Origin of the sequence: Corallococcus sp. CA049B (assembly GCF_003611685.1) — a bacterium.
Classification (GTDB): domain Bacteria; phylum Myxococcota; class Myxococcia; order Myxococcales; family Myxococcaceae; genus Corallococcus; species Corallococcus coralloides.
Genome location: NZ_RAWC01000035.1, coordinates 15401 through 36527 on the forward strand (window position 1 = coordinate 15401; position 21127 = coordinate 36527).

20 protein-coding genes are annotated in these 21127 nt (G+C 71.5%); 10 read left to right on the forward strand and 10 right to left on the reverse strand.

Annotation, left to right across the window (positions count from 1 at the left end):
• Positions 1-18: 18 nt before the first annotated feature.
• From D7W82_RS11030 to D7W82_RS11060, 7 genes are all read left to right on the forward strand, one after another.
• Positions 19-3282: an ATP-binding protein gene (locus tag D7W82_RS11030; protein WP_120618304.1), complete on the forward strand. Its 3264-nt coding sequence runs from the start codon at positions 19-21 to the stop codon at positions 3280-3282.
• A 126-nt stretch (positions 3283-3408) separates the two neighbouring features.
• Positions 3409-3699: a hypothetical protein gene (locus tag D7W82_RS11035; RefSeq protein ID WP_120618305.1), complete on the forward strand. Its 291-nt coding sequence runs from the start codon at positions 3409-3411 to the stop codon at positions 3697-3699.
• 147 nt (positions 3700-3846) lie between these two features.
• Positions 3847-6222 (forward strand): PAS domain-containing protein, encoded by a 2376-nt coding sequence (locus tag D7W82_RS11040; RefSeq protein WP_120618306.1) that lies wholly within the window; start codon positions 3847-3849, stop codon positions 6220-6222.
• 40 nt (positions 6223-6262) lie between these two features.
• Positions 6263-7090, forward strand: a complete 828-nt coding sequence (locus D7W82_RS11045; protein ID WP_120618307.1) for an aminotransferase class IV — start codon at positions 6263-6265, stop codon at positions 7088-7090.
• 22 nt (positions 7091-7112) lie between these two features.
• Positions 7113-7727, forward strand: a complete 615-nt coding sequence (locus D7W82_RS11050; RefSeq protein WP_120618308.1) for an alpha/beta hydrolase — start codon at positions 7113-7115, stop codon at positions 7725-7727.
• Positions 7728-7737: 10 nt separating this feature from the next.
• Positions 7738-8199: a hypothetical protein gene (locus tag D7W82_RS11055; protein ID WP_120618309.1), complete on the forward strand. Its 462-nt coding sequence runs from the start codon at positions 7738-7740 to the stop codon at positions 8197-8199.
• A gap of 44 nt (positions 8200-8243) precedes the next feature.
• Positions 8244-9428 carry an MFS transporter gene (locus D7W82_RS11060; protein WP_120618310.1) on the forward strand — a complete coding sequence of 395 codons (1185 nt, stop codon included), beginning with the start codon at positions 8244-8246 and terminating at the stop codon, positions 9426-9428.
• Positions 9429-9443: 15 nt separating this feature from the next.
• Here the strand turns inward: D7W82_RS11060 and D7W82_RS11065 are convergent, their stop codons facing one another.
• Entirely contained in the window at positions 9444-9845 is a 402-nt protein-coding gene (locus tag D7W82_RS11065) for a tetratricopeptide repeat protein (RefSeq protein ID WP_147439294.1), read from the reverse strand.
• A gap of 84 nt (positions 9846-9929) precedes the next feature.
• Positions 9930-10667 carry a tetratricopeptide repeat protein gene (locus D7W82_RS11070; RefSeq protein WP_120618341.1) on the reverse strand — a complete coding sequence of 246 codons (738 nt, stop codon included), beginning with the start codon at positions 10665-10667 and terminating at the stop codon, positions 9930-9932.
• 95 nt (positions 10668-10762) lie between these two features.
• Here D7W82_RS11070 and D7W82_RS11075 point away from each other — a divergent pair, with 95 nt between their 5' ends.
• Both D7W82_RS11075 and D7W82_RS11080 read left to right on the forward strand, forming a co-directional pair.
• Positions 10763-11479, forward strand: a complete 717-nt coding sequence (locus tag D7W82_RS11075; protein WP_120618312.1) for a hypothetical protein — start codon at positions 10763-10765, stop codon at positions 11477-11479.
• 38 nt (positions 11480-11517) lie between these two features.
• Positions 11518-12345, forward strand: coding sequence for an alpha/beta hydrolase (locus D7W82_RS11080; RefSeq protein ID WP_120618313.1), 828 nt, complete (start codon positions 11518-11520; stop codon positions 12343-12345).
• A gap of 60 nt (positions 12346-12405) precedes the next feature.
• Here the strand turns inward: D7W82_RS11080 and D7W82_RS11085 are convergent, their stop codons facing one another.
• Together D7W82_RS11085 and D7W82_RS11090 are read right to left on the reverse strand one after the other, a co-directional pair.
• Positions 12406-13656, reverse strand: a complete 1251-nt coding sequence (locus tag D7W82_RS11085; protein WP_120618314.1) for a FadR/GntR family transcriptional regulator — start codon at positions 13654-13656, stop codon at positions 12406-12408.
• Positions 13657-14597: 941 nt separating this feature from the next.
• Entirely contained in the window at positions 14598-15482 is an 885-nt protein-coding gene (locus D7W82_RS11090; RefSeq protein WP_120618315.1) for an SDR family oxidoreductase, read from the reverse strand.
• Between the two features lie 70 nt (positions 15483-15552).
• Between D7W82_RS11090 and D7W82_RS11095 the strand changes: the two genes are divergently transcribed.
• The gene (locus tag D7W82_RS11095; protein ID WP_158617633.1) at positions 15553-16224 is read left to right on the forward strand and encodes a TetR/AcrR family transcriptional regulator; all 672 of its coding nucleotides are present in this window, start codon (positions 15553-15555) and stop codon (positions 16222-16224) included.
• Positions 16225-16320: 96 nt separating this feature from the next.
• Here the strand turns inward: D7W82_RS11095 and D7W82_RS11100 are convergent, their stop codons facing one another.
• From D7W82_RS11100 to D7W82_RS11120, 6 genes are read right to left on the reverse strand one after another with little or no spacing between them, the layout of a single operon-like run.
• The gene (locus tag D7W82_RS11100; protein ID WP_120618317.1) at positions 16321-17124 is read right to left on the reverse strand and encodes a heme ABC transporter ATP-binding protein; all 804 of its coding nucleotides are present in this window, start codon (positions 17122-17124) and stop codon (positions 16321-16323) included.
• The gene (locus D7W82_RS40040) at positions 17121-17414 is read right to left on the reverse strand and encodes a hypothetical protein (protein ID WP_147439295.1); all 294 of its coding nucleotides are present in this window, start codon (positions 17412-17414) and stop codon (positions 17121-17123) included. The genes D7W82_RS11100 and D7W82_RS40040 overlap by 4 nt, the downstream gene beginning before the upstream one ends.
• Positions 17395-18495, reverse strand: a complete 1101-nt coding sequence (locus D7W82_RS11105; RefSeq protein ID WP_120618318.1) for an iron ABC transporter permease — start codon at positions 18493-18495, stop codon at positions 17395-17397. Before D7W82_RS11105 ends, D7W82_RS40040 begins: the two co-directional genes overlap by 20 nt.
• Complete coding sequence (locus D7W82_RS11110; RefSeq protein WP_120618319.1) at positions 18492-19382, reverse strand: hemin ABC transporter substrate-binding protein; 891 nt, start codon at positions 19380-19382, stop codon at positions 18492-18494. The genes D7W82_RS11105 and D7W82_RS11110 overlap by 4 nt, the downstream gene beginning before the upstream one ends.
• The gene (locus D7W82_RS11115; protein ID WP_120618320.1) at positions 19379-20458 is read right to left on the reverse strand and encodes a hemin-degrading factor; all 1080 of its coding nucleotides are present in this window, start codon (positions 20456-20458) and stop codon (positions 19379-19381) included. The genes D7W82_RS11110 and D7W82_RS11115 overlap by 4 nt, the downstream gene beginning before the upstream one ends.
• Entirely contained in the window at positions 20458-21117 is a 660-nt protein-coding gene (locus D7W82_RS11120; RefSeq protein ID WP_120618321.1) for an HmuY family protein, read from the reverse strand. Before D7W82_RS11120 ends, D7W82_RS11115 begins: the two co-directional genes overlap by 1 nt.
• Positions 21118-21127 lie beyond the last annotated feature (10 nt).

Below are 21127 nucleotides of genomic sequence, written 5' to 3' on the forward strand. Positions count from 1 at the left end.
CCGCTCAGGAGCCTCCCCATGTCCAAAGACGCCCGTCTGCAAGCGTTCCTGTCCGATGGCCCCGAGATCTTCAACAGCGTCCAGCAGGGCCAGACGCTCTGGAAGCGGGATCCGTTCGACGTGCCCTCCATCAATGCCCCCGCGCGGGTGGCGTTCGAGCGGCTCGTGAAGCGCGCCACCGCCCAGACGCCGCCGGAGGACGGACGGATCCTCCTCTTGAAGGGGGACTCCGGCAGCGGGAAGACACACCTGGTGCGCGCCTTCCGCAACAGCGTGCACGAGAGCGGCAGGGGCTACGTCGGGTATCTGCCCATGACCGTCGATGTGACGCACTACGACCGGTACATCCTGTCGGAAGTCATCGACTCGCTGGAGAAGCCGTATGACCACGGCCACGTCGAAGACACGGGGCTGATGCTGCTGTCCGAGGCCGTGCTCAAGCGCTGCACGAACATCTTCGCGGCCCACATCCCGGACGAGGACGTGCTGGACGACGAGGAGCTGCACGGCAACATCCGCGCGGTCGCGGACGACCTGCACGCGGACGCTGCGTTCCGGAACATCGACGTCAACCTGCTGCGCGCCCTGCTCTGCCTCCAGCGCCGCGAGGCCCGCTTCCACCACCGCATCGTCCAGTGGCTGCGCTGCGAGGAGATGTCACCCGAGGACCGGGCCATCATCGGCAACCTGGTGCCTCGCAACACCGAGGAGTCTCCCAGCCGGATGCTCATCCAGCTGGGTCAGCTGATGGGCATCTTCGGCAAGGCGATGGTCCTCTGCGTCGACCAGGTGGAGGACATGCTCGACTTCGAGCAGAGGCCCCAGATGGAGCCCTCCTTCCGCCGCGCGATGAGCACGCTGGTGGCGCTGGCGGCCCAGGTGCCCTCGGCCATCGTGGTGGTCTGCTGCCTGTCCGACTTCTGGGTCGCGACGCGCTCGCACCTCAACCGCGCGATGCTCGACCGCATCGAGCGCAACCCCGAGCCCGTGGACCTGGAGCTCAACGTCACCGCGCAGACGGGACGCGACATCGCGGCCCGCCGGCTGAAGTCCCTGTACGAGCAGCAGGGCATCGCGTTCAACCCGTCCCAGCCCACCTACCCCATTCCGCCCCAGGGCTTCGATTTGCTGAGCGGACAGCGGACGCGCGACATCCTGAACGCCTGCCACCGCTACCGGGAGCAGGCCATCCAGGATGGGAAGCTGCCGGCGGCGTTCCCCCTGCCGGAGAAGCATCAGTCTCCCGCGAAGGGAGTCACCGTCATCACGCAGACGCCTCTGGCGCCAGACCTGGATCAGGCCTGGACGGACTTCAAGGCGAAGTTCAAGGAGCGTGTGCCCGAAGAAGATGCGGATATCGCGGCGCTGCTCGACTGGGGCATCCAGGTGAGCGCGGAGGAATTGGGAGGCGCCACCCGCTTCCTGGTGGAGCCCTGTGGGAAGGGTGCGCTCGACGTCACGATCCAGCCGGGAAACACCCATCTGTACGTCGCGATCTGCAACACCACCTCGCGAGGTGGACACCTGGCGAGGCAGATGGAGGGCGCCATCAAGGCCGCGAAGAAGAACCTCCCGGTACTGGTGCGCTCCACGGAGTTCCCTGGGGGCCTGGGCACGCTCGTGGCGGACCAGACCGCGGTGCTCCACCGCAAGGGCGGCAGACGGGCGGTGGTGGGGCCCAGCGACCTGCGGGAGCTGCTCGCGTTGAAGGCGTTCCGAAAGCAGCACGACGAAGCCGCGTTCCTCGGCTGGAGCCGCGTGGCCCGTCCGGTGACGCGGCTCCAGGGCATCACGGACCTGCTGTCCCTGGAGAAGTACGTGCCTTCGGCCACGGCGGCAGCCACGCCCGTGTCCAGCAAGACCGCCACTTCGAGCGAGGCCTCCGTGACGGACGGGGTCAACGAATGGGAAGTGACTCCCGCGGGCCACATCCTGCCGCACACGGAAGAGAAGCCGACGCCCACGGTCCATCCGGAAGAAGTGCCCAGGAACTCGAAGAAGGGCGAAGGCCCCAAGGGCCAGATGCGCGTGGGCGTCTCCGAAGGCGTCTTCGCCAACACCGTCTTCGTCCAAGCGGATGAGCTGAACAAGCACAGCGCCTTCCTCGGCGGTCCTGGCAGCGGCAAGACGACGCTCGCCTTGAACCTCATCGAGCAGCTGGTGATCCAGGGTGTTCCCGCCATCCTCGTGGACCGCAAGGGCGACCTCGCCGCGTATGCGCGCGACGAGGCGTGGGACGAGGAACTGGACGACCCGATGATGGTCGAGCGCCGCAAGCAACTGCGCGAGCGCGTGGACGTGGCGCTCTACACGCCGGGCCGCTCGGACGGACGCCCGCTGTCGATTCCAGTGGTGCCCCGGGGGCTCGACAAGCTCTCACCCGAGGAGCGCGATCAAATCCTCCAGCAGGCGGCGGACGCCCTCTCCACCATGCTGGAGTACAAGAGCAGCCAGAAGGACAAGGCCGCGAAGGCCCTGCTGGCCCTGGCGCTGCGCCTGTTGGTGCAGCGTCCGTCCGGCAAGGAGATCACCCTGGACCTCATCCAGCGCTTCGTCGCCGCGCAGGACATGACGCTCGTCCAGGAGGCGCACGGGCTGGATGACAAGGTCTTCGTCAAGCTGGCCCAGGACCTGGCGACGCTGCGGCTCAACGCGCAGGCGCTGCTCTCCAACACGGGAGAGAAGCTCGACATGAACGAGCTGCTGGGGCTGGGGGCCGCGAAGGTGCCGGGCAAGACACGGCTCACCATCATCAGCACCAAGTTCCTGGGCGGGTTGCACAGCTCGCTGTTCTGGGTGTCACAGCTGCTGGTGGAGGCCAATCGCTGGGCCAGCCAGCACCCGTCGCCCAGGCTCCAGGCGGTCCTCCTCTTCGACGAGGCGGACATCTACCTGCCCGCGGTCGGCATCCCCGCCACGAAGCAGCCCATGGAGAACCTGCTCCGGCGAGCGCGTTCGGCCGGCGTCGGCGTGATGCTCGCGACGCAGAGCCCGGGCGATCTGGACTACAAGTGCCGCGACAACGTGCGCGCCTGGTTCGCGGGCCGCGTGAAGGAGGAGACCGCGCTCCGGAAGCTCAAGCCGATGTTCTCGGAGGCGCGCGTGGACGCCTCGGTTCGCCTCCCGGCGCAGAAGACAGGTCAATTCCATGTCCTGCGTGAAGGCCAGGTCGAACAGCTCAAGGCGGACCGGAACATCATCAAGACAGAGCAACTGTCGGAGGAGGAGATCCTCCAGCTCGCGCACCGCTCCGGGGAGCAGGGCATCCGCAACGCGGGCTGAGTCCACCCGGGTCGTGAATCCAACACAACCCAGGCATTTGAGAGCCTTTGCGCCCACCCACGGACCTTCGCGCGAGCCAACGTGGCACCATGGACAGGCAGCTCCCCCCTCTCTCCTGGAGACACCATGCGCCGCTCATTGATGCTGGGCCTTGCCGTCGTCGGACTTCAGTTTGGCTGTGGAATGGACGAAGCCGAGCAGCGCGCGGCCTCGGAGCCGGAGAGGCGCGTGGACGCGCTCTACCGCTGCACGACCGACTCCTTGACCATCTATTACAGCGACGCCACGTACACGACGGAGGTCGGCTCGGATCGGTGCTTCTGCGGCAGGACTCCCTTGCGAACGGGCCAGATGACCGCGTACGCGCTCACGGGATTCAGTGAGGAATGCCCCGGGTTCGCGCCGGCGGCCCAGTAACCCTCCGGCACCGGAGCCCGCGGGCAGGGGGGCGCTCCCCTCCCGCGGGTGGAACCGGCCCACGAGCAGAGAGCCGGCCTCACGCGGCTTCTCGCGGCAGCGGCTCCCATACTTCCTCCAAGTGTCTCTCATGAGGGGAGTAGAGGAATGGCCGTGAGACAGGGCCAGGAGTGGACCGCGCGTGGCCCCCCCGCGCCCGGGGACTCCTCGTCCATCCAGGCCCTCGACGCCCTGGAGCGCATCTCGGACGCGGTCTTCTCGCTCGACCGCTCCTGGCGCTTCACCTACCTCAACGCGAGCAGCGAGTGGGTGCTGCGCCGCCCGCGCGAGGAGCTCCTCGGGCACAACGTCTGGGACGAGTTCCCCGAGGCGCGCGGCTCCGTGTTCGAGCAGGAGTACCAGCGGGCGCTCACGCAGCAGGTCCATGTCGCGTTCGAGGCCTACTACGAACCCCTCGAGGCCTGGCTGGACGTGCGGGCGTACCCCTCCTCGGGAGGCCTCACCATCACCTTCCGGGATGTCAGCGCCCGCGTCCGCGCCGAACATGCGCGGCATGAGTCGGAGAAGTTCCTGCGCGCCACGCTCGACTCGCTGTCCACGCACATCGCCATCCTGGATGGCCAGGGCGCCATCCTCGCCGTCAACGCCGCCTGGAGGCGCTTCGCGCACGACAACGGCTGTCAGGACGATGACGGCCGCTGCGGCGTGGGCGCGAACTACCTGCGGGTGACGGAGGCCGCGCGCGGCGCGAACGCCGGGGAGGCGGCCTCCGTGGCGCAAGGCATCCGCGACATCCTCGCGGGCCGCCGCGAGTCGTTCCTCCTGGACTACCCGTGCCACGAGCCCGCGGGAGGCAAGCGGCGCTGGTTCCTGCTGCGCGCCACGCGCTTCATCGGGTCGGGCCCGATGCGCGTGGTGATGGCCCACGAGGACATCACCGCCCGCCACGAAGCCGACGAGGCGCGCAACCGGCTGGTGCGGGAGGAGGCCGCCCGGGAGGAGGCGGAGGCCGCGCGCGAGCGGATGAACGCGGTGCTCGAGCGCATCACCGACGGCTTCGCCGCGTTCGACCGGGACGGACGCTTCACCTACGTGAACCGGCCCGCCGAGGCCCACTTCGGCCTCAAGCGCGAGGTGCTGCTGGGCCGGCGGCTGGAGGACGTCTTCTCCGGCGACCACGGCCCGGCCATGGCGGCCCTGGTGCGCCGGGCCTCGGCGGCGCAGCTCCCGGTGGAGGAGGAGCAACCCTCGGTCGTGGACAACCGCTGGCTGCGCGTCGTGGCGTACCCGTCCCCGGAGGGGCTCTCCGTCTACTTCCGCGACATCACCGAGAAGCGGCGCGTGGAGCTGTGGGGCCGCTTCCTCTCCGACATGGGCGCCGCCAGCACCCGCTCCCTGGACTGCGGGGAGGTGGTCCGCACCGTGGTGACGCTCGCGGTGCCCACGCTCGCGGACGGCTGCGCCGTCTCCACGCGGGACGGCTGCCTCGACGAGGGGCCCGCCACCGAGGCCACCGCCGTGACGCCCGAGCTGGCGGACGCGCTGCGAGCGGCGTGCGCCCCCGGGGCCCAGACCGCCTTGGGGCGGACCGTGGCGCAGGCGGTGCGCACGGGCGCGGGAGTGCTCCTGCCAGGGCCCGCCGAGGACAGCCCCGGCGTGGTGTCCGCGGTGGCCGTGCCGCTGGCCTTCCAGGACCACGCCCTGGGGGCGCTGCTGCTGGTGTCCGCGCACACGGGCCTGCGCTACGGCAAGGAGAGCATCCCCCTGGTGGAGGAGCTGGCGCGGCGGACCGCGCTGGCGCTGGAGAACGCGCGGCTGTACCGCACCGCGAAGCAGGCCGTCGCCGCGCGCGACGAGACGCTGGGCATCGTCTCCCATGACCTGCGCGCGCCGCTGAACACCATCTCGCTGCTGTCCCGCTCCGCGGAGCGCAGCCTGCTCCGGACGCACGAGGAGGCGCACGCCGCGGAGGCCCTGCGCAAGGTCCGCCTCGTGGTGGGCAACATGGAGGGGCTCATCGACGACCTGCTGGAGGTGGCGCACGTGGAGTCGGGGCACACGACGCTGGACCTGGAGCCGCTGGACGTGCCCCCGCTGCTCCACCAGGTGCAGGCCCTGAACGAGCTGTTGGCGGCGGACAAGGCGCTGCGGCTCGACGTGGAGACCGGGCCGGGCCTGCCCCCGGTGCGCGCGGACCGGGCGCGCCTGGTGCGCGTCTTCCAGAACCTGGTGGGCAACGCCATCCGCTTCACCCCGGCCGGGGGCCGCATCCTCCTGAAGGCCGAGCGGCAGGGGGAGCAGGTGTGCTTCCGCGTGGTGGACTCGGGGCCGGGCATCGACCCGCGGTCGCTGCCCCACGTGTTCGACCGCTTCTGGCAGGCCATCCACACGCGCAGGGCGGGCGCGGGGTTGGGGCTCGCCATCGTCAAGGGGCTGGTGGAGGCCCACGGCGGCCGCGTCTGGGTGGAGAGCCCGCCGGGCCACGGCGCCGCGTTCTTCTTCACGCTGCCCGCCATCCCGTGACGCCACTCGCCGGGCGCTGGCGTGGCTCTAGAATGAACCCATGCACCCGCAGACCGTCTCCGTCGATGGCGTCGTCCAGCGCTGGGAGGACCTGCGCCTGCACGACTTCTCCCAGGGCTTCTTCTTCGGCGCGGGCTTCTTCACCACGTTCCGCATCGACGCCGGGCAGCCGCGGTTCCTCGCGCGGCACCTGGCCCGCCTGCGCTCAAGCCTGGACGCGTTCCCCACCGCCGTGCGCGCTCCGGCGCCCGCGCTCCTTCGCGAGGACGCCGTGCGGGAAGCCCTGCGGCGCTGTCTCAGCGCGGATGCGGCGATGGGTCCCCGCTTCACCGGCGTGGGCAAGCTCGCGGTCAGCGACGGACACGTGCTGTGCACCTTCCGGCCCTTGCCCCCGGAGCTCGAAGCGCTGCACCGGCAGGGCCGCGAACTGGAGGGCGTGGAGGCCGGGGCGTACCGGCGCGCGGAGCGCACGGTGAACCACAAGGGCCTGGCGTACTTCCGCCAGCACGCGCTGCAGCCGTGGATGCCCGTGCTCACCAATGAGGCGGCGGAGGTCTGCGAGCTGCCCACCGCCAACCTCTTCGTGCAACTGGACGGCGCGCTCGTCACCCCGCCGCTGTCCGCGCCGTGCCTGCCGGGCATCGCGAGAGCGGTGCTGCTGGCCATGGCGTCCGTGGACGGCCTGCCGGTGGTGGAGCGCGTGCTGCCGCTCGCGGACCTGTCCCGGGCGCAGGCATGCTTCTACAGCAACGCGGTGGCGCTGGCCGTGGGCGCCCCCAGGCTGCTGGGCCGGGAGCTGCCCGACAGCCTGCGGCTCGCGGAGCGGGCCCGCGCCGCGCTGGAGGCCCGGGCCATTCGCGAGGGCTGAGCCCGTGGCACACTGGGCGGCCATGACCCGCTCGCTCATCATGGTCCCCCGCTGGGCCGGAAGCCCCGACACGGACTTCTATCCGTGGCTCACCGCGAAGCTGCGCACGCCGCCGCCCCTCTTCGACGACGTCCGCACGCTGGCCATGCCCACGCCGGGCGCGCCCACCATCGACGGCTGGGTGTCCACGCTCGCCGCGGAGGTGGGCCCGGTGCCCCATCCCTCCACCGTGTTCCTGGGCCACAGCGTCGGCTGTCAGGCCGTGATGCGCTACCTGTCCGCGCTGCCTGCGGGCCACACCGTGGAAGGCGCCGTGTTCGTCGCGGGCTGGTTCGAGGTCGACACGCCCTGGGACACGCTGCGGCCGTGGCTGGACACGCCCATGGACTTCGAGCGGATCCGCGCCGCGCTCCGCCGCTGCGTGGTGGTGCTGTCGGACTCCGACCCCTTCACGTCCGACTTCCGCCGCAACACGCGCCTCTTCGAGGAGCGCCTGGGCGCGGAGGTCCGCCTCATCCCCGGGGGGCGCCACTTCAACAACCCCCAGGAGCCCGCCGTGCTGGAGGTGCTCCAGGAGTGCTTCCCAGTTCCCACGGAACGGCCCGAAGGCGCTTTCGTGGGAGCCGGAAGCCATTAACCTGGGGCGCATGAGCGCACCCTACGTCTCCCCCGTCCCCTTCGAGCCCGTCCACCCGAAGACCCTGGCCGTGTACTGCCCGGACGGACGCTTCACCGAGGCCGTGGAGGACCTGGCCCGCCACCTGGGCCACCCGCGCATCGACACGCTCACCCTCCCTGGAGGCCCCGCGCTCCTCAACCGCTGGGCGTCGGACTACCTGGAGAGCGAGGGCTTCACGAAGGCCGCCCGCTTCCTCATCGAAGGCCACCACATCGAGGACGTGCTGATGCTGGCGCACGCGGGGTGCGGCTACTACCACGCGAAGCACAGCGCGCTGGGGCCGGACATCGCCGTGGAGCAGCAGCTGAAGGACCTGCACTTCGGCGCGAAGGAGTTGCAGACGGCGTACCCGCACCTGCGCATCCACCTCTATTACGTGCGCCCCCACGGGAAGACGCTCGAGTTCGAGCCCATCCCCCGCGAGGGCTGAGCCCCGATGCGACAGGCGTCCGCCGACCTGATACGGGGACGCGGGTGAAGACACAAGACGTAGGCAGGGCCCTCCTGGCGCTGTCCCTGGGGGGCTTTGGCATCGGGACGACCGAGTTCGCCACCATGGGCATCCTCCCGCGGATCGCGAGCGGGCTCGGGACGACGATTCCCCGGAGCGGGCACGTCATCGCCGCCTATGCGCTGGGCGTCGTCGTGGGAGCGCCGCTGGTCGCCATCGTGACCGCGCGGATGTCGCGCCGGGCGCTGCTGCTGGTGTTGATGGTGGCGTTCACCCTGGGCAACACGGCCTCGGCGCTGGCGCCCACGATTGAAACGCTCATCGCGGCCCGGTTCATGGCGGGCCTGCCGCACGGGGCCTACTTCGGGGTGGCGTCCGTCGTGGGCGCCGAGCTGCTGGGGCCCGGGCGCAAGGGGCGCGCGGTGGCGCTGATCATGGCCGGACTCACCGTCGCCAACATCATCGGCGTCCCGGCGGCGACGTTCCTGGGGCAGCAGCTGGGCTGGCGGAGCACGTTCCTGCTGGTCGGCGCCATCGGCCTGGTGACGCTCGCGGCCCTCTGGCTGTGGGTGCCGCACATGGCGTCACTAGGAGGAAGCAGCATCCGTCAGGAGCTGTCCGCGCTGAAGCAGCCGCAGGTGTGGTGGACGTCGCTGGTGGGCGCGGTGGGCTTCGGGGGGCTGTTCGCGGTCTACAGCTACATCGCGCCGACGCTGACGTTCGCGTCGGGCATGCCCGAGTCGGCACTGCCGTGGGTGCTCGCCCTCTTCGGCGTGGGCATGACGGTGGGGGCGTTTCTGGGTGGCCGCCTCACGGACCACTCGGTGACGCTCGCGATGTGGGTCGGGTTCGGCGCGACGACGGTGGTGATGGTCCTGTTCGCGCTCACGGCCACGTCGCCCTGGGCGGCGGTCCCGCTGGTGTTCCTCATCGGCATCGCGGCGCAGTTCCTCGCGCCCGCGGTGCAGGTGCGGCTGATGGAGGCCTCGCCCGGCGCGCCCTCACTGGCCGCGTCGATGTCCCACTCCGCCCTGAACATCGCCAACGCCGCGGGAGCGTGGCTGGGCGGCCTGGTCATCGCGGCCGGGTATGGGTACCTCGCGCCGGCCTGGGCCGCCGTCGCGCTCACGCTGCTCGGAGCAGCGCTCTTCGCGGTCGCGAACCGTGGCGGCGGTCGTCCCACGCCAGCACACGCCGAACACGCCTAGCCCCGCGAGAGATGCTCAACGGTCGTCGCTCGCCCACTCCGCGCGGATGTTGGCGACCCGCTTCAAGGCATCCGCATCCGCGAGGGACTGGGCCAGGGATTCGGCGCTTGCCAGCTGCGAGCGTGCGCTGTCCGCCTGGCCTGACCGCCAGAGGACGCTCGCCAATGCAATCAGGAGGAGTGGATCCGGATCCGCCGTAGCAATGGCTTCTTCGTAGTAGCGCGCTGCCTGCGAAAGTCTCCCGGTGACCTCGCAGTGGAGGCCCGCTGTTCTCGCCAGAAGGGAGGCATTGGCGGGCCTTTCCTTGTCTGACCGGGTGAGCGCGAGAGCCGCTTCGAGGCAAGCGATGGCCTCGGCCGTCCTCCCTGCCTGGGCGAGTTCGGACGCGGCCCGAAGGGGATGCCTGTCATTCACCATGGCCTGAATCTTAAGAGTGCCCAAGAACCGGGTCAGCCCCCCGGTGCCATGCCCCTTGATGGACTGGGGCTCGCCAAGAAGCGCTCAGCGCGCCCCACCCTCACGGGCTGTCGCGTCCTGGCGCCCGTGCCGGAGCGCGTCCAGCAACGACGGCGGGTCGCCCACGCGGAAGGACTGGAGCCCCGCGTCGAAGTCCGCGTGCGCGCCCGCGACATCACCGCGCTGGAGCCGGAGCACGCCCCGCTCGTACAGCAGCTCCGGGTCCACCGCTTCGCCCTGCTGGGACGCGAGCGCTTCGGTGAGGTCCGCCTCCGCGGCGTCCATCCGCCCCGCGCGGGCGCGGCTCCGGGCCCGCTGCTGGAGCAGCCACGGGTTGCCCCGGTCCTCCGCCAGGGCCGCCGTCCAGTCCGCCTCCGCCTCCGCCAGCCGGCCCAGCGCTTCGAGCGACTCCGCGCGCTTCATGTGCAGCACCAGCGCCTTGCGGAAGCCCTCGGCCTCCACCTGCGTGAAGCCCTCCACCGCCTCCGCGTGCCTGCCCAGCCGGGCGAGCGTGAGCGCCCGGTGGTAGCGCGTGGCCACGTGGCCGGGCGCCAGCTCCAGCACGCGGTCGAACCAGGGCAGCGCCTCCGCCGGCTGGCCTCCCCACACGCCCAGCGTCAGCCCCACCTCCACCAGCACCCGCACCTGTGTCGGATGCGCCTCCGCCAGCGTCCGGGCCAGCGCGAGCGCCGACGTGTAGCGGCCTCCCCGGCGCAGGCGGTCCACCTCGCGCAAGGGCTCGGAGAGCTCCGGGGGCCACGCCTGTCGTCCGTTGCGTTCCATGGGGTGGGGGCGGTCGTCCGGCATTTCGCAGGCACGTCCCGGGGTGTCAAGGCGGCGACTTGACCCGGAGGCCCGGTCGCGCGAAGAGCGCTGGCATGAAGCCCTGGGAAACAGTGGAGCGAGCGCAGGTGCCGGACGTGGGCGAAGTCGTGCTCGCCCGGCGGGACGAAGAGTACGTGCTGCGCGTGCGCGGTCAGACGTTGATGTCCAGCCGCCAGCATGGCTCGGAGATGGCCATGGCCGAGGCCGGCTGCGCGAACCTCAAGGCGGACGCGCCCGCCCGGGTGCTCGTGGGCGGGCTGGGCTTCGGCTTCACGGTCCGCGCGGTGCTCGACCGCCTGGGGCCGGGTGCCCGCATCGTCGTCGCGGAGCTGATGTCCCCGGTCGTGGAGTGGAACCGGGGGGTGCTCGCGCCGCTGGCGAAGGCGCCGCTGGAGGACCCGCGCGTCACCGTGGTGGAGGGTGACGTGGGCAAGGTGATGCGCAGGCAGCAGGGCGCCTTCGACGCCATCCTGCTCGACGTGGACAACGGCCCGAAGGCCATGACCCACCCGGACAACGACAGCCTCTACGACCTCACCGGCGTGTCGCACGCCTTCAACTCCCTGCGCGCCAACGGAACGCTGGTGGTGTGGAGCGCCGGGCCCTCGGTCGCGTACGTGAAGCTGCTGGAAGAGGTGGGCTTCACCGTCAACCTCCTCCACCCCACGGCGCACGGCACCAAGGGACCGAAGCACACCCTCTTCGTCGCCCGGCGCGTGCCCAAGGCGAAGTCGCCGTCGTCGTCCCGGCCGCCGTCCCGAAAGCGCTGAGTCACACGAGCATTCTCCCCCTCCGGAGGTAGCAGCCCATGCGGTGCGTCCGTCTGTTCCTGCTCGCCGTCGTCCTCGTCAGCGGCGTGGGTCATGCCGCTGAAACGGAGCCAATGCCTCCGCACACGACGTTCACGCTGCGGTCGAAGAAGCTCCGGGAAACGCGGCGCATCAACGTCTACACGCCGCCCGGCTACGACGCGGCGAAGGGCGTGCGCTACCCCGTGCTCTACATGCCCGACGGTGGCGAGCAGGAGGACTTCCCGCACGTCGCCACCACCGTGGACACGGCCATCCGCGCCGGGGAGATGCGGCCCGTCATCCTCGTCGGCATCGAGAACACCGAACGGCGCCGGGACATGACCGGGCCCACGCAGGTCGAGGAGGACAAGAAGATCGCCCCGCGCGTCGGCGGCTCCGCGGCGTTCCGCGCCTTCCTGCGCGACGAGCTGATGCCCCACGTCCGCCGCAAGTACCGCGTCACCGACGAGACGGCCATCATCGGCGAGTCGCTCGCGGGGCTGTTCATCCTGGAGACGTTCTTCCTCCAGCCCGGGATGTTCAGCACCTCCATCGCGCTGAGCCCCAGCCTCTGGTGGAACAACGAGGAATGGGTGCGAAAGGCCGGCGACCCACTCAAGGCGAAGCCGGACCTGAAGGCCACGCTCTACGTGGCGTCCGCCGGTGACGACGTCGCGGCCGAGGCCGGACGCCTGGCCGAAGCGCTCCGCGCGAACGCGCCCACGGGACTGAAGTGGAAGTACGAACCCCGGCCCGACCTGCGCCACGCCAACATCTACCGCTCGCTGGAGGCGAAGGTGCTGCGAGAGGCCTTCGCGCCCGCCACCACCAAGGCCGTCCCTTGAGCAGTGAGACAGACGCAAGTCGCCCCAAACGGCAACAGAGGACGCAAGGCCTGTCGCCACTCATGAATCAGGCAGCCCCAGGGTCATGGCAATGAATCGCCAGAGGCGAGCAGCCCACCGCCCCAGCGGGCCCCGGCCACGGTGAAGCGGACCGCCGCCCGTGTGCACCGCCCCCTGGGAGAAGCCGCGAGAGCCCATGGGCGGAGTCCCGGGCAAGAGTCGCTCCTCCACTCCCAAGGCGGCAGGACCTGTCCGACAGCAGGACACGTTGCCCAAGGCCGCGCTCACCGAGTCCCCGGCACACGCCCTGACTGGGTCACAGGGTACGAGCCCGATGGCGGCTGGAAACAGCAGCGGCCCGGCGGTCTGCTCCACGAGGAAGCCGTGCTCATGGACGAGCACCTCACTGCTCTCGACTGCGCGGGTGGGACCGCCAGGGCCACACGCCTCCACGTCGGGGGGTGCCTCCATTGCATCGACCTGCGCGGTGGCTGACGCAGGGGCCGGGGAGCGCTCCTCCTGGGCGCGGGCGTCCTGGGCGTGGTCGTCCTGGGCGCGGGCGTCCTGGGCGTGGTCGTCCTGAGAGGAGGGGCGCCCCTGGGAGGTTGGGGCGAAGGCGTCCAGCAGGCGCTCATCGCGCGCCTTCAGCAGGGCCGGCAGCTCGTGCTGGAGCGCCCGCGCGTCGCGCTCCCGCAGGGCCCCCATCGCGTACCAGGCCCACTCACGCAGCGCCTCTCCGCCCATGAGGGGCTGCAGCCGCGCCGCACAGCCCAGAAAGGCCCGCTGTAGGGACTGAACCAGGAGCACATGCCCGGGCCGCTCCGCCACCCGGGCCGCCAACCGCAGCAACTCGAACTCCGCCTGCGCGCAGGCTTCCCCTGACTCCCAGCGCGCCGCGTCCTGGAGCTGGAAGCACGTGCTCCCCAGCCGGTCCAGGTCGAGGTCCGAGGCCCTCGCGCAGCAGTCGACCAGAAGCTCCACCAGCGCCTGCCGCTTGAGGCTGAAGTAGCCCTCCAGAAGCCACCGGGCCTTCGGGGTGCGCACGCCATGCAGTGCCAGGGACAGGTTCTCCAGCGTCAGCGACTCATCCAGCGCCACCGCGCGCGTCTTTCGTCCGGAGCGCTGCACCACCAGGCCCCTCGCCGCCAGCCGCCGCAGCGCCTCGCGGATGGTACCCCGGCATACCTCATAGCGGCGCGCCAGCTTCGCTTCGGAACCAAACTGCCCGCTCGGGTGCAGCCGCCCCAGCGCGATATCGCGCTCGATTTGCGCCTCCACATAGGCCACGAGTCCTCCCCGTCCCATCCCCATTCCCCTTCCTCGTTCCAGCATCGCCATCCAACCACAGGGGTCTGACATGGACGCGCGGGCAAACCCTCCGCGTCGCCTATCGGAAGGGCGCGCCCTCCGGGCCCGAGCGATGAAAAGCTGTCCGACTGTCGGACAAACTCACGGCTTCGGGCTGCATGCGGCGAAAACCTGTCCGACAGTCGGACAGGTTTTGAGGCAGCCGGGCCCGGGAGGGGACCTCTATCCATGCCGCACCTTCGCGTCCGCGCACGGCCACGACTGCGGCCCACCATCGAGGTTGGGGCTTCATGCGGTGCATCCCTGTCCGACAGTCGGACTGGTTTTGAGGCAACCGAGCTCGGGCGGGGACCTCTTGTCCGTGCCCCACCTTCGCGTCCGCGCACCGCCACGACCGTGGCCCACCATCGAGGTGGGGCTTCATGCGGTGCATCCCTGTCCGACAGTCGGACTGGTTTTGAGGCAACCGGGCTCGGGCGGGGACCTCTGTCCGTGCCCCACCTTCGCGTCCGCGCACCGCCACGACCGTGGCCCACCATCGAGGCTGGGGCTTCATGCGGCGCATCCCTGTCCGACTGTCGGACTGGTTTCCGGAAAGCGTGCCCGGTGGGCGGCGCTGTGCTTATCGCGGAGAACTTCAGGCCATGGGATTTGCCAGCCCCGTGCAAGTCGCTGCACGTCCGGGCGCCGGAAGGACCGGGGCTGGAGTTCGCGACGGATGAGGGTGCCATCGACACGGCGCAGTGGCTCGACCCGGCCGCGGTGGCCTTCCGTGGCAGCAGACCTTCGGAGCTGGAGGGCTTCGTTCGTCTTCACTGGCGGGTGGGCCCCGCGCGGCGAGGCCTTCTTCCAGCTCGCCGACGCGCGGAGCGCCGCGGACCTGGACTCGCCCACGCCGCCAGTGCCGAAGCGGCGTCCGGTGTCCTTGAGCCAACGGCACACCGCTACGGCGCGAGCCGCGCGGTGCCCTTGCCCACTGCCTCCGGCGGCCGCAGCATCCCCGCCGCCACGCGCAGGCCCAGCCAGCGCGGCGTGAAGCGCGTCAGCTTGGCCTGCAGCCAGTTGCGCCACCCCGGCACCACCGACGCCCTGCCCTGGTCCAGGGCCTTGAGGCCACGCAGCACCACCTCCTCGGCTGTCGCCATGGGACCGACGGCCGCCTGCCGGGTGCCCACCACATCGAAGAACGCCGTCTTCACGGGCCCCGGGCACAGGGCAGTCACTCGCACGCCGCGCTCGCGCGTCTCCTCCGACAGCGCCTCCGTGAAGGACAGCACGAACGCCTTGGTGGCCCCGTAGATGGCCATGTACGGCACCGGCTGGAAGCTCGCGGTGGAGGCCACGTTGAGGATGCCGCCCACGCCGCGCGTGAGCATGCCCGGCAGGAACAGGTGGCTGGTGTCCACCAGCGACGTGACGTTGAGCATCACCTGCTCGTGCTGCCGCTCGAACGGCGCCGCGTCGAAGGCCCCGTGCGTGCCGAAGCCCGCGTTGTTCACCAGCAGATCCACCCGCAGGCCCTTCTCCTGGCAACGCGCGTACAGGTCACGGCCCGCGCCCTCGCGCCCCAGGTCCAAAGCGATGACCTCCGCCTGGATGGGGTGGGCCTTCGTCAGCTCCGCCGCCAGCGCGCGCATCCGGTCCTCGGAGCGGGCCACCAGGAAGAGGTCCATTCCGCGCGCCGCCAGCTCGCGGGCGACCACCTCTCCCAGGCCGGACGACGCGCCCGTCACGAGCGCGCGGTGGCCTGCGTAGGGGAAGGCCTTGCCCCGCGAAGCGGCTGGGGAGACGGACGAACGAACAGGGGACTGGGACGAGGTCGTTTGCATGGGGTTGGAATGTGAGCGGTCGCTCACGTTCTCAACTCGCGTGGTGCTCACATTTCCCCGAGGAGGCCTCATGCCCCGCCGTCCCCCTCCCTCCCGTCGCAGGGCGCCCCGCCAGGAGCGCGCGCAGGCCACGGTGGACGCCATCCTCACCGCGACCGCTCGCGTTCTGCTCAGGGATGGCTACGAGGCCGCGAGCACCAACCGCATCGCCCAGGAAGCGGGGGTGAGCGTGGGCTCGCTCTACCAGTACTTTCCCAGCAAGGAGGGGCTGGTGACGGCGCTGATGGAGCAGCACCGCGCGCGGTCACTGGCGGACTTCGAGGCCGGGCTGGTGCCGCTCGCCGGACAGCCACTCCCGGTGGCGATGCGCGCCATCATCCGGCAGGTGCTCGCGGTGAAGCGGGAGAACCCTCGCCTGCAGCAGGTGCTGCACGAGCTGATGCCGCGGATGCGGCAGTGGGGCCTGTCGGATGCGTACTCGCAGCGGCTGCACCGGCTGGTGCGGGCCTTCCTCGCGCCCCGCCTCGAGGACCTGCGCCCCCGGAACCTGGACATGGCGGTCTTCATCCTCGTGAACACCGTGGAGGCGCTGTGCCACACGGCGCTGACGGACCGGCCGGACTACGTAGAGGACGATGCGTTCGTGGATGAAATCGCCGCGCTCGCGCTCGGCTACCTGCGTCCGGAGCCGGCCCTGGCGCGTCCCCGGCGCGCGACGCGGGAGCGCGTGGCCCGCATGTGAAGGGCACGACGCCCTTCCGCGAGGAGGGCCCGACGCGTGGCCTTGGAGGGGCGTTCGCGCGCGTGGAAACCCTCCTCGCGGGAGGAAACCGGTGCGTCAGGGCTGCGCAGTTGCGCGGCCCAGGGGAATCACCAGCGGGCCGGGCAGGTCCGGCCGCGACACCACCTCCACCTGCAACCCGAAGGTGCCCGCGATGAGGCCGGGCGTCAGCACTCCCGAAGGCGTGCCCGTCCGCACGCACTGCCCCTGAGCCAACACCGCGATGCGGTCCGCGTAGCGCGCGGCCAGGTTCAGGTCATGCAACACCGCGAGCACCGCACCGCCGTCCTGCGCGAACGCTCGGGCGCGCTCCAGCACCAGGTGCTGGTGGGACAGGTCCAGGCTCGCCGTCGGCTCGTCCAGCAGCAGGTAGCGGTGCCCGTGCGCGGGCGGCGTCCACAGCTGGGCGAGCACGCGGGCCAGCTGCACGCGTTGCCGCTCGCCACCGGAGAGCGTGGTGTACGCGCGCGAGGCCAGGTGCTGCGTGTCGGTGGCATCCAGCGCCGCGCGGGCGATGTCCAGGTCGGACGCGTCGCCGCCCCGCCGGGCATGCGGGCTGCGGCCCAGGGCCGCCACCTCCAGCGCGGTGAAGCCGAAGCCCAGCGAGGACTCCTGCGGCAGCACCCCCAACCGCTGCGCGCGCTCCAGGTAGGGCCACTCGTGCAGCGCTCGACCCTCCAGGTACACGTCGCCCGTCTTGCAGCGCAGCTCGCCCGACAGCGCCGCGACCAGGGACGACTTGCCCGCGCCGTTGGGGCCCACCACGGCCAACACCTCGCCGGGCTGGACCTCCAACGACAGCGGACCGGCCACCCTGCCCCGTCCGCGCCACACCTCGATGCCGCGCGCCTCCAGGCTCATGCCGCCCCCTTCCGAGCAGGAAACGCGATGGTGCAATGACCAAACAGCATGCCCGGCGCAGCGATGCGCCCCGCGTCATGTACCTCGCGGCGCATGCCGCCCCCTTGCGCGAACAGGCAACGTGATGGCGCCATCAACAGACAGCATGCCGGCGCAGCGATGCGCCCCGCGTCATGTACCTCGCGGCGCATGCCGTGCCCTTGCGTGCGAGTTGGCAACGCGATGGCGCCATCACCCGGCAGCATGCCCGGCGCGGCGGCGCGCCCCGCCTCATGTTCCTCGCGGCTCATGCAGCCCCTTGCGTGCGAGCAGCGCGATGAACGCGGGCACGCCCAGCACGGACGTGAGCGCGCCCACCGGCAGTTCGGAAGGGGCCGCCAACGTGCGCGCGAGCAGGTCCGCCGCGAGGAGCAGCGAAGCCCCCGACAGCGAGGACGCGGCCAGCAGCCGCCGGTGGTCCGGACCGAGCGCGATGCGCAACAGCGCCGGCACCAGCAGGCCCACGAAGCCAATCATCCCGCAGAACGACACCGCGGCGCCCACGCCCAGCGCGGCGGCGAGGATGAGCTTGCGCTTGAGCCGCTCCACGTCCACGCCCAGGTGCCACGCCTCACGCTCGCCCAGGAGCATCAGGTTGAGCGCCCGCGCCTCACTCAGGAGCAACCCCAGCGTCACGGCCAGCGGGAGCGCCGCGGCCCCCACGGCCTCCCACGACGCGCCGCCCAGGCTGCCCAGACTCCAGAAGGTGAGGGTGCGCAACTGCGCGTCCGACGCGCTGTGCGTGAGCAGGCCCATGCCCGCGAACGCGCCCGCGCTCACCGCCACGCCCGCCAGCAGCACGCGCGGCGCGTCCGTGCGCCCTCCTCCCGTGCCCAGCCGCAGGGCGAGCACCGTCGCCGCCAGCGCGCCCAGGAAGGCCGCCCCCGGCACCACCAGCATCCGGAAGGGCCCCACGTGCGCGGCCAGCGTCACGTCCAGCACGATGGCCAGCACCGCGCCCAGCGCCGCCCCGCTGGAGGTGCCCAGCAGACCAGGCTCCACCAGCGGATTGCGGAAGAGGGCCTGGAGCGCGGCGCCCGTGGCCGCCAGCACTCCGCCCACCAGCACGGCCATCAGCACGCGCGGCAGGCGCAAGGTGAGCAGCACCGCGCGCTGCATGGCGTCCATCCGGTGGGAGGCCTCGCCCAGGCCCAGCGCCTCCCAGAGACTTCCGAGGATGGCGGACGGCGGCACCGGCATGGAGCCCACCGCCAACGACACCAGGACCATCAACGCCAACAGCAGCCCCAGCGTCACCCAGGGCCCCGCGCCCGGCAGACTGGAAGGCACCGGACGCGACGCGGGCACGGACATGGCCTCCGACGCGCTCATTTGCCGCCGCCCTTCGCCGGAGCAGCAGCCGGAGCCGGGGCCACCGCGTCCTGCACGCGAGCCACCGCCTGGCCCAGATTGGGCCCCAGCCCCATGAAGTCCACGTCGTCCACGGCGACGAGCCTCCAGCCCTTCACCTGCGACAGCCCGGGCAGCTTCGCCAGCCCCTCCGCGCCGCCCACCACCGGCACCGAGCTCGCGGGAAGCAGCACGAACTCCGCCGCCGCCGCCACCACGGCCTCCGCGCCCAGCGGCTTGTAGCCCTGCAGCGATTCCGCCGCGTTCACCGCGCCCGTCAGGCGGATGAGCGTGTCCGCCACGGTGCCCGAGCCCGCCACCATCATCGTGCCCGCGCCGCGCGCGTAAATGGCGAGGATGCGCGGCGGCTTCGCCCCCCTCACCCGCGTCGCGCGGTCCGCCGCCTTCTTCAGGTCCGCGTCCAGCTTCGCCACCAGCGCCTTGCCCTGCTCCGGCGCGCCCAGCCGCTCCGCGATGCCCTGGATGCGCGCACGCGCGCCCTCCACCGTGGGCTCGTTGGCGAACGTCTCCACCTTCATGCCCGCCTGCTTGAGCTGCTCCAGCACCGGCGGAGGCCCGGCCTCCGCGGAGCCCAGGAGCAGGCCCGCGCCCAGCGACAGCACCCCTTCCGCGGACAGCGCGCGCTGGTAGCCCACCGTGCGCACCTTCGACGCCTCCGGCAGCGCCGCGCTGGAGTCGTCCACGCCCACCACCCGGTCGCCCGCGCCCAGCGCGAACACCGTCTGCGTGATGGCCGGTCCAATGGTGATGAGCTTCGGCGCGGGCTTCGCTGCGACGGACGGCGCCGCGTGCGCCGCCAGCGAGAACAGCGCCGCGACGAGCCCCCACTTCGAGCCCGTCCGCCTCATGACGCCACCTCCACCGCGGGCAGCGCCCGGACCAACTCCTCCATCAGCGCCCGCCACGCGGGGGACTCCAGCTCGCCCGGCTTCCGCTTGCCGAAGAGCAGCGCGATGTTCTCCCCCGCCTCGTCGAACAGCTCCAGCGAGGTGACGTCGCCGTCGCGCGTGGGCTTGCGCACCACCCAGGCGGTGTGGATGTGGTCCGCGCGGACGTGCAGGTTGAAGCCCGGATCCATCACGTTCATCCACGGGCCCATGGGCCGCACCGTGCGCACCGGGCCGGTGTGGATTTGAATGGCGCCCGGGTTGCCCACGAACACCATGATGGGCAGCTCGCTCGCCGCGGCGCGCTCCAGCGTCCAGCCCAGCGAGTCCGGCGTCACCGGCTTCGCGAACTCCGTCCCCGCGAGCCGCAGCGCCTGCGTGCGCGCCACCTTGAACCTGCCGAGCAGCGCGAAGAACTCGTGCGTGTCCTGGAGCGCGCGCCAGCCGGCCTTGAGCCCCAGCGTGTCGATCTCCGAATCCGGCCGGGGCCCGGCGGGAGGAGACGCCGGCACCACGTCCAGCACGTGGCCCGGGTCCTCGTGCTGGAGCTCGCGCACCAGCCCCTCGAAGGCGGCGACGTTCGCTTCGTCCTGGAGGTAGATTTTGTGCACCGCCGTACCGGCGGCGTCGAACACCTGGAAGCTGCGGCGCACCTGGCCGGAGAGGTCCTCGCGCAGCGCGAAGACGAAGCACCAGCGCGACAGGAACAGCCGCAGGTCGATGTCCTCGTCCAGCACCAGCGCCCGGGCGCCGTGCAGCTCCACCTTGCGGTAGACGCCCTTCTTCTCATGCACGGCGGACGCGTTGCGCGTGAGCGCCATCACCCGGCCCAGCGACTCCAGCCGGGGCAGCAGCACGTCCAGGCGCGGCTCCAGCCGCACCAGCTCGCCATTCAAGCCGGTGGCGAGCAGCTCCGCCTCGCTCACCCCCAGCGTGTCCGCCGCGTCGCGGATGCGCATGCGCGGCTCGGACTCACGCAGGGCCACCCAGCGCTCCCTCAGTGCGGCGAGCGGGCTCCCCTCCTCCGTGCGGCCCATCACGGCCGCACCCCGGCCGGCGCGGCCACCTTCGCCCAGAGCAGCTTCATCATCGCGGGCGTGCCGGCGGCGTCGTAATACGACTGCACCCGCACCTTGAAGTACGTCCCCGAATCCGAGCGCACGACGTAGAGCTGGTCGCGCGGCGTGAGCGTGTGGGTCGGCGGGTCGTAGCTGTACCAGCCGTCCCCCGCGTTGAAGACGGTGTCCGGGCTGTCGCCGGTGTCCGGGCCGTCCGCCGCGTCCGTCACGTAGCCGGACGCGGGCGCCTGGGTGAGCGCCGCGAACGCCGTGCCCGGCACGATGGCCACCTGCACGCCACCCGTGCCGCTGACGCCGCCGCGCGCCTTCACCGTGTAGCGCTGGAAGGCCAGGTCCCAGACCGCGTCCTCCGTCGCGCTCACCTGCTCGCCCGTGTCCAGATCCACGCCCACCCACGCTTCCATGCCGGTCGCGTCGACGACGGAGGTGAACGAGCCATCGCCGTTGTCGTGGTGCTTCAGGTTCGCGCCGTCCCGCGGCGTGACACCGGGGTTCTCGTCCTCGCCGGGCCCTGGCGTGGGCTGGAGGTCGTCACCGCACGCGGTGCCCAGGCCCGCGATGAGCAGCGCCGCGCAGGCGCGGCCCAGGAAGCCAGGACGAAAGGGAATGAGGAACATGCGGACTCCT

Coding starts and splice junctions, on each gene's coding strand:
- D7W82_RS11055 (WP_120618309.1), top strand. CDS start 7,738: ATGAGCGCACCCTACGTCTCCCCCGTCCCCTTCGAGCCCGTCCACCCG.
- D7W82_RS11050 (WP_120618308.1), top strand. CDS start 7,113: ATGACCCGCTCGCTCATCATGGTCCCCCGCTGGGCCGGAAGCCCCGAC.
- D7W82_RS11075 (WP_120618312.1), top strand. CDS start 10,763: ATGAAGCCCTGGGAAACAGTGGAGCGAGCGCAGGTGCCGGACGTGGGC.
- D7W82_RS11095 (WP_158617633.1), top strand. CDS start 15,553: ATGCCCCGCCGTCCCCCTCCCTCCCGTCGCAGGGCGCCCCGCCAGGAG.
- D7W82_RS11070 (WP_120618341.1), bottom strand. CDS start 10,667: ATGGAACGCAACGGACGACAGGCGTGGCCCCCGGAGCTCTCCGAGCCC.
- D7W82_RS11080 (WP_120618313.1), top strand. CDS start 11,518: ATGCGGTGCGTCCGTCTGTTCCTGCTCGCCGTCGTCCTCGTCAGCGGC.
- D7W82_RS11100 (WP_120618317.1), bottom strand. CDS start 17,124: ATGAGCCTGGAGGCGCGCGGCATCGAGGTGTGGCGCGGACGGGGCAGG.
- D7W82_RS11030 (WP_120618304.1), top strand. CDS start 19: ATGTCCAAAGACGCCCGTCTGCAAGCGTTCCTGTCCGATGGCCCCGAG.
- D7W82_RS11115 (WP_120618320.1), bottom strand. CDS start 20,458: ATGGGCCGCACGGAGGAGGGGAGCCCGCTCGCCGCACTGAGGGAGCGC.
- D7W82_RS11090 (WP_120618315.1), bottom strand. CDS start 15,482: ATGCAAACGACCTCGTCCCAGTCCCCTGTTCGTTCGTCCGTCTCCCCA.
- D7W82_RS11120 (WP_120618321.1), bottom strand. CDS start 21,117: ATGTTCCTCATTCCCTTTCGTCCTGGCTTCCTGGGCCGCGCCTGCGCG.
- D7W82_RS11035 (WP_120618305.1), top strand. CDS start 3,409: ATGCGCCGCTCATTGATGCTGGGCCTTGCCGTCGTCGGACTTCAGTTT.
- D7W82_RS11085 (WP_120618314.1), bottom strand. CDS start 13,656: ATGGGGATGGGACGGGGAGGACTCGTGGCCTATGTGGAGGCGCAAATC.
- D7W82_RS11040 (WP_120618306.1), top strand. CDS start 3,847: ATGGCCGTGAGACAGGGCCAGGAGTGGACCGCGCGTGGCCCCCCCGCG.
- D7W82_RS11065 (WP_147439294.1), bottom strand. CDS start 9,845: ATGGTGAATGACAGGCATCCCCTTCGGGCCGCGTCCGAACTCGCCCAG.
- D7W82_RS11045 (WP_120618307.1), top strand. CDS start 6,263: ATGCACCCGCAGACCGTCTCCGTCGATGGCGTCGTCCAGCGCTGGGAG.
- D7W82_RS40040 (WP_147439295.1), bottom strand. CDS start 17,414: ATGAGCCGCGAGGAACATGAGGCGGGGCGCGCCGCCGCGCCGGGCATG.
- D7W82_RS11105 (WP_120618318.1), bottom strand. CDS start 18,495: ATGAGCGCGTCGGAGGCCATGTCCGTGCCCGCGTCGCGTCCGGTGCCT.
- D7W82_RS11110 (WP_120618319.1), bottom strand. CDS start 19,382: ATGAGGCGGACGGGCTCGAAGTGGGGGCTCGTCGCGGCGCTGTTCTCG.